We start from the raw sequence: 6,766 nt of genomic DNA, 5'->3' as shown, positions 1-6,766 counted from the left end.
GTGGTTAACCCTGCAGTTAAGGTAATGCGACTGCCCGTAAATTTTACTTCCCGGATACGAGCGTTCCATTCATCAGCCCTGGGATTAATGATGGTAAAACGACTTTCATACAGGAGGGAGTCTCCGAAATTGCGCATCCAGCTGGTATAAGCCCGCAATGTATAGCTGCCCTGTGGAAAATTGTCTGCTGTTAGCGGAATGCTGCTTTGAAAGCGTCCCCAGTAGCAGGGAGCTGCGGTTCTTTTTACTACTTCTCCGGCATTGTTGATGAGTTCAATATAAGCAATGCCGGTGCTGTCGGTTATAGTATTATTATTGGCCGCAAGGATATAGCCTTTCATCCACATGGTGTCCTTAACCTTGTAGTAGGGACGGTCATAGTGAACAAACAATTTTTCCCTTGGGCTGCTATCGTTGCTCCTGTCATTCGCTTCCACTTTTTTTTCAAGGGCTGTAAACGCCTGGCTAAAACCGGCAAACGGCAGGATCAACAGGCCGCAAAGCAGGGATATTGTATGCCTTACCGGTGAAAAGGGGTTCTTCAAATTATAACAAATGCTCATCTCCCGTAAACAATGGTTTGGTTTAAATGAATATTATAGATGGAGGCGGGCGAGCCCGGCTTTAAAATCCGCCCACAGTTCCGCAACGATTTCAGCGGCCGGGCGGATCGATCTGATAGAAGCTGCTGCCTGGCCAATTTCCAGTTCCCCGTTTTCGAGATCTCCTTCAAACATCCCTCTTTTGGCCCGTCCCCGTCCCAACAGTGCTGCCAGCTGTTGGGGCGTGGCTCCTTTATGCTCCAGCGTCTTTACCTGCTGATAGAAATTGTTTTTTAAAAGGCGCACCGGCGCCAGCTGTTTTAAAGAAAGTTCCGTATCTCCTTCCCCGGTATCGATCACTTTTTTTTTAAAATCGGGATGGCAGGAAGCCTCTTCGCTGGCAGCAAACCGGCTCCCGACCTGCACTCCTTCTGCGCCCAGTGCAAAAGCGGCCAGCATCTGCTGCCCGGTAGCAATACCCCCGGCGGCAATGACGGGTATCTGCACGGCAGAGGCTACCAGCGGAACCAACACCATTGAAGTGGTTTCTTCCCGCCCGTTATGCCCGCCTGCTTCAAATCCTTCGGCTACCACCGCATCACAGCCCGCTTCCTGTGCTTTTAAAGCAAATTTGCTGCTGCTGACCACGTGTGCCACGGTGATGCCGGCGTCTTTTAAAAGCCCTGTCCATATTTTGGGGTTGCCGGCGCTGGTAAAAACGACCGGAACTTTTTCATCGATAATGATCCTGATATGCGCTTCGGGCTCCGGATACAACAGGGGCAGATTGACACCGAACGGCCGGGAGGTAGCGGCCCTGCATTTCCGGATATGTTCCTTCAGGACCTCCGGGTACATGGAGCCGGCGCCGATAAGACCCAATGCCCCGGCGTTACTAACGGCGCTCGCCAGTCTCCAGCCGCTGGTCCATACCATACCCGCCTGGATAATGGGATAAGTGATGCGGAATAGTTCTGTAATGCGGTTTGTTGTTCTGGGGTTCATATTCCTGGTTTCGGGTTCAATGTTTTGCCAGCCTGACGAATCGGTCGATAGTCGATAGTCCATGGTCGATAGTCGATAGTCCATGGTCGATAGTCCATGGTCTATGGTCGATAGTCCATGGTCTATGGTCTATCGTCTATCGTCTATCGTCTATCGTCTATCGTCTATCGTCTATCGTCTATCGTCTAATTCCTGAAGATACCAATTTAATAAATTTTCAATGGGTAATTTAACAATTTAGCCGAAGTTTGCAGTGGATATATGGATAAAAAGAAGGCCTGGAATATTTTAAAACCGGTACTGAAAATTGCCTTTACAATGCTGGCTTTGTGGCTGGTGTATACCAAGGTAGACCTGGCTGCTGTGCGGCGGTTGTGGAAAGAGGCCAATGGCTGGTGGCTGATCCCTGCCCTGGCGGCCTTTGTCATTTGCCAGGTAATCACTTCTTTCCGGCTGCTTTATTTTTTCAGGAACATCGGCCTGCCCCTTTCAGCGCGCTCGAACCTGCGCCTGTACCTGCTGGGGATGTTCTACAACCTGTTCCTGCCCAGCGGCCTGGGGGGCGACGGGTACAAGATCATTGTATTAAAACAGCGTTATCCTACCACCCATAAGGAGGTCTTTTCTGCTGTTTTTTTCGACCGGCTGGCAGGATTGTGGGGATTGGGGTTCCTGGTCTCCTGTTTTAGCCTCTCGTTGCCGGAAGTAAGGCAGTACAGCGCCTGGATCCTGGCTGCCTTCGCAGGCGGCACCCTGGTATATTATTTTATCCTGCGCCGTTATTTTAACCGCGTTAGCCGTCATTTCTTTGCCACGCATTTGTTGGGCATTTGCACCCAGTCGCTTCAGCTGGCTACCGTCGCCTTTATCCTGGCGGCATTAGGGTGCAGGGCCAGCTACTGGCCTTATTTTGCCATTTTCCTGCTATCTTCACTTGCCTCGTTGTTCCCTTTTAGTATCGGGGGGTTAGGCGCAAGAGAAGTGGCCATTGTTTGGGGAGCGGGCATTTTTGGGCTGGATAAGGATCTTGCCGTATCCGTAAGCTTAAGCTTTTATTTAATTACAATGGCTATGGCCCTGTCTGCGATCTTTATCCTTTTTGGCAGGGAACGGGAAAGGTCGCCGGAATCATCAGCTACAGCTGCGGATCCGGCAGGGGAGCATTAAATTAATTTTTGGTTATGATGAACAGGAGGAGAGGCACCTGGATGCTGAGCTACTATGGCACATTTTTATACCGCATCCTGCTGGTATTGTTGTTGTTTTTTATTTGCAGGTTCCTGTTCTATTTCCTGAACATATCCCTGTTCCCGGGGATCGAAGCCGGCGATTGGATAAAGATCCTTTCAGGTGGATTGCGGTTCGATATAGCCGCGATGCTGTATTTTAACTGCCTGCTCATTTTCCTGATGACCGTTCCGGTTCCGTATCTGCTGCGAACGCACAAACGTTATCAGCGTGTGGTTCAGTGGGTCTTTTATATGACGAACGGCATCGCATTGTTGCTGAATTGCATCGACTTTATTTATTACCGGTTTACATTGAGGCGCACCACCACCAGCGTTTTTAGCGAGTTTGCACACGAGCAGAATAAATCGGGGCTTGCGTGGAATTTCCTGATCGACTACTGGTACGTGGTGCTGATCTTTGCAGGGCTGACAGGGCTGATGGTATTGCTTTACCGGAAGGTGCAGGTACGTAATGATCAGCCGCCTTCCCGGATACCGGTATATTATTGTAAAGCTGCACTGATCTTTGTGCTGGGTGTGATCCTTGCTATTGGCGGGATCCGGGGCGGGTTCCGCCACAGTACACGTCCCATTACGGTAGGTGATGCAGGTGTTTATGTAAAGCGCTCCCACGAAGTATACCTGGTATTGAACACGCCTTTTGTTTTTATCCGTACCATGGGGGTAAAGCCGTTAAAAGAATTGCATGATTTTCCGGATGCAACAATAGGGGATGTTTATACGCCGCTGCATACACCGGCGGATTCGCTGCCGTTCACCAAAAAGAATGTAGTGGTCATCATCCTGGAAAGCTTTGGAAAGGAATCTGTGGGATTTTACAATAAGGAGCTCGACAACGGTAAGTATACCGGGTTTACGCCTTTTCTCGATTCGTTGGCTGCTGTAAGTAAGATCTACTGGAACTCTTTTGCAAACGGCCGGAAATCAATTGATGCGATCCCTTCCATTTTTTCCAGCATCCCCAGCGGGCTGGATCCTTTTGTACTGACACCGTATGTGTCCGACAGCACGAAAAGCCTGCCAAAATTACTGGCAAATGAAGGGTATCATACTTCCTTTTTCCATGGGGCCCCCAACGGGTCGATGGGATTTCTGCCCTATACAAAAATGATCGGTATTGAGCACTATTTCGGGAAAACAGAATATAATAATGATGCTGATTATGACGGGATCTGGGGGATCTGGGATGAGCCGTTTTTTCAGTTCTTTGAACAGAAACTGAATAGCTTTCCGCAACCTTTTTTTTCCGGGATCTTTTCGGTATCCTCGCACCATCCGTTCGAAGTTCCGGAACAATATAAAGGAAAGTTTAAGAAAGGACCGTTACCGGTAATGGAATGCATCAGCTATACCGATATGGCCCTGCAGAAATTTTTTGATAAGGCGCGCCGGCAGCCCTGGTTCAATAATACGCTCTTTGTGATCTCCGCAGACCATGCCACGGTGTCTTATCATGCCGAATATCAGAATGCCTGGGGCGATATTGCCATTCCCATTATCCTGTATTCACCGGGCGACAGCAGTTTCAGGGGGGTGGATCCGGGCGTGATACAACAATTGGATATTATGCCCACCGTATTGGGTTACCTCCATTATCACAAGCCTTACCTGGCTTTTGGTGAAAATGTGCTGGACCGCAAGGGGCCGGGCTTTGCATATCAATACTCCGGGGGGCACCGCTGGATCAATGGCGATTACCTGCTCTTTTTTGATGGTAAAAGATCTACCGGCCTGTACAATTTTAAACAGGATCGGTTAATGAAAACAGACCTGCTGCAGGATTCCGCACAAAGGGCCGCAGCTATGGAACAGAAAGTAAAAGCATTCATTCAGCAATACAACAACCGCCTGATACGGAACCAGCTGATAGCGCCGGGAAGCTAGCTTTTGCGGGCTGGAGGTTATGAAGCGGCAGGGCGTTTTTTACTTTTAAATTGTCCGCGGATTGAATGGGATTGAAGATGGTTTGATACTGATACCCGCTTTTCTTTCCTGTATTTTCAAATTTTCACTCCCGATAGCCATCCGGATCCTCATTGTCAAATTATTCTGATCACTCCCCGTTAACCGTGATTTGATAAAAGTTGCTGGCGAAATTTCCAGGTATAAAATCATTGACAAAGGAGAATAATAGCCGGTATTTCCCGGGCTGCTGTGGCGCCTTAACGGGAATGTTAAGCCGGATGCTTTCGCCGGGCTGGAGTGTTTTCAGCGGCAACGCGAAGTTGGAATCTGAATTAATGAAATTATATTTTTCGACCAGGAAAGCATAATCTGCCCGGAGCTTTGGTTCAAGCAACTGCGCCTGCCCGCTCTTGTTGATGATGGTAAGGGTCATAGATTGCTCACTCCCGTATTTCATTTCTTTAGTGGGATGCTCCAGGATAATCCTCAGCCCGTTCAGCGAATGGTATTGCGGTAATGGCAGGAGCCTCCCCGAATTGTAAACCGTTCCGACCGGGATGCCCGTTCCGGGTTTCAGGCTCGTATTTTCTGTATAATAAAAAACGTTCCTGCCATTTAAAAGGTGATCGTCTGTAATATTGAAATTTGTTTTCCGATAACCTTTATCGTTGTAGCCAGTGGTTTGGGCATCAGGATGGTAGAACTTGTAAAGAGAGGGCAGCGCATACGAATTGGAGAATACTACCGGAGTATGGCCGGCTTTTTCATAAACCGCATCGGCCCATACCCGGGCGTAGGAAAAAGACCGGAAATGCTTGATAAGATTGGCCGGCCCATTGGGCACCAGGAAAAGGATCCGGGCCAGGAGGATGAGGCCGATATTGCACCAGGCTGTTTTTAAGAACAGGCTCCTGAATTTTTGGCTGCCATTGACGATCAGTGACAAAAAGACCGCAATATAAGAGATGCCGGCAATCATCGTCCAGTGAGGTTCCACGGTATTTTTGAAGGACGAGAACAGGAAGAAGATAAGGGTGCCTGCAAACATAAAAAGATGGGCGCGCATAAGCGTATCCCGGATCTTTAATTTGAAGATGAAAATATAAAAGGGCAGGGAGATCAGCGGCCCCCAGATCAGTATTTGTCCCAACAGGTAATCCGTAGTATAACTGACCCGGTATTTTTTGGCGATGCGTTCGATCAGGTGAAAGCGCACCGTTGGCCAGTCGTTCAGGTACTGCCAGTAGAGATGAGGGAGGAATAACAGGGACACCATCAACACGATCAGCCAGAAATATTTATTGGTCAGCAACTTCAGGTTCGATAGTACAACAAAGCCCACCAGCAGGATACCGTGGTATTTACTGTAAAACATGCCGGTAATGGCAATGGCCAGCCAGAGACTGTTGATGAAGTTCTTTTGGTTTAAAAAAAGCTTATACCTCAGAAAGAACAGGGCGGCAAAGAAGAACAGGGCGGCATCCGGTGTGGTTATAAAAGCGTATACATTCAATACCAGCGTGGCCGCATAGAGCAATATGAACCATCGGATCTTTTGCAGGTACCCGGGCAGCCCCCTGTAGACAAGTGCAATGGAGCAGGTTGATAATAAAATGGTCCCGAGGCGTGTAAAGAAGGGCCCGTGCCCGAAAAACTCACCCAGCCGGATAAAGACCGTAACCAGGGGAGGGTGGTCAAAATAGCCCCACTGCAGGTTTTGAGACAACATCCAGTAATAAGCCTCGTCTCCATCGATACCAAGGAAGATCGCCTGCAGGCTGTTGATGAGGAACCAGAGGATCATGAAGCCGGCAAGCAACCGGGTGTCGCTACCCATTGTCCGGGTAGTTCCTGTGCTGCCAGGGGAAAAAGAGGGAAACGTATCTGTATGTGCAGGCATAATAGGGATGTCTGTTTATGCGAAAATACTAAATTGGCCACTAACTCACCAGGGCGGGCCAGGGCAAACGCATCTGATTTCAGCATTGCTCAGCTCCGGAGGAGCAGTATGTTTATAGCAATATGCTGTTTTGTTGAACCCGGCTCCTGCAGGAGCCGGGGTAA

The 6,766-nt window shown here is 49.0% G+C and carries 4 protein-coding genes and 1 pseudogene; 2 read left to right on the top strand and 3 right to left on the bottom strand.

Going from position 1 to position 6,766, the window contains the following annotated elements; all coding sequences use genetic code 11:
* Both BLS44_RS25455 and BLS44_RS25450 read right to left on the bottom strand, forming a co-directional pair.
* Window positions 1-563: pseudogene (locus BLS44_RS25455) on the bottom strand (hypothetical protein); the annotation flags it as partial.
* 33 nt (window positions 564-596) lie between these two features.
* A complete protein-coding gene (locus BLS44_RS25450) occupies window positions 597-1,547 on the bottom strand; it encodes an NAD(P)H-dependent flavin oxidoreductase (RefSeq protein ID WP_090393581.1) in 951 nt (316 codons plus the stop codon).
* Window positions 1,548-1,808: 261 nt separating this feature from the next.
* Here BLS44_RS25450 and BLS44_RS25445 point away from each other — a divergent pair, with 261 nt between their 5' ends.
* Window positions 1,809-2,714, top strand: coding sequence for a lysylphosphatidylglycerol synthase transmembrane domain-containing protein (locus BLS44_RS25445; RefSeq protein WP_090393580.1), 906 nt, complete (start codon window positions 1,809-1,811; stop codon window positions 2,712-2,714).
* A gap of 14 nt (window positions 2,715-2,728) precedes the next feature.
* Window positions 2,729-4,681, top strand: coding sequence for an LTA synthase family protein (locus BLS44_RS25440; RefSeq protein WP_245729453.1), 1,953 nt, complete (start codon window positions 2,729-2,731; stop codon window positions 4,679-4,681).
* Between the two features lie 169 nt (window positions 4,682-4,850).
* On the opposite strand, the gene BLS44_RS25435 is transcribed toward BLS44_RS25440, so the two are convergent.
* Window positions 4,851-6,602 carry an ArnT family glycosyltransferase gene (locus tag BLS44_RS25435; RefSeq protein ID WP_245729451.1) on the bottom strand — a complete coding sequence of 584 codons (1,752 nt, stop codon included), beginning with the start codon at window positions 6,600-6,602 and terminating at the stop codon, window positions 4,851-4,853.
* Between the last annotated feature and the right edge of the window lie 164 nt (window positions 6,603-6,766).

Origin of the sequence: Niabella drilacis (assembly GCF_900101395.1) — a bacterium.
Classification (GTDB): domain Bacteria; phylum Bacteroidota; class Bacteroidia; order Chitinophagales; family Chitinophagaceae; genus Niabella; species Niabella drilacis.
Note: the sequence above shows the minus strand (reverse complement) of the source record. Positions and strands in the feature narration are given on the sequence as shown.